This is a genomic window from Variovorax sp. Soil_C_26, from assembly GCF_057657075.1.
The window spans coordinates 1-518 of sequence record NZ_JBDGJC010000045.1 but is presented as its reverse complement, the minus strand read 5'-3'; the positions used below and the strand labels follow the sequence as shown (position 1 = coordinate 518).

The 518-nt window shown below is 68.0% G+C and carries 1 protein-coding gene; it reads right to left on the bottom strand.

Features of this window, described 5'->3' with window-relative positions:
- Nucleotides 1-518: Mu transposase domain-containing protein (locus tag AC3A6G_RS27380; protein WP_487875098.1), on the bottom strand; the 518-nt coding region annotated here is incomplete at both ends.

Sequence of the window (518 nt, the reverse complement as noted above, 5' to 3'; positions counted from 1 at the left end):
ACGGGTGCGGGTGCCACTGGCTTGCCGTCCAGCAGCCGGTGCAGGACGTTGAGCACATGCGTCTTGCTGGCTACGCCGGCTTCCAGGGCCAGCTCGACGGCGGCCAGCACGGCCTGCTCGTCGTGGTGAAGGACGAGTGCGAGGATCTCCACCATCTCCCGGTCGCCACCCGGCTGCTTGAGCAGGACGGCCTGCAATCGTCTGAAGCCCTGCGGCAGCTCACTAAAGGGTGCGCCGTTCCTCAACGCCCCCGGCTTGCGTTGCAGCACCGCCAGGTAGTGGCGCCAGTCGTAGACGGTCTGGCCGGCCGTGTCGTGACGGCGGTCGATGATCCGCGTGTGCTCGCACAGGAGCTGCCCCTCGGCCGCCACGACCAGGCGGTCTGCGTAGACCCGCAGGCTCACCGGTCGGTTCGCATACGACGCGGGCACGCTGTAACGATTGCGCTCGAAGTGCACCAGGCAGGTGGGTGAGACGCGCTTGGTGTGCTCGACGAAGCCGTCGAACGGACGAGGCAC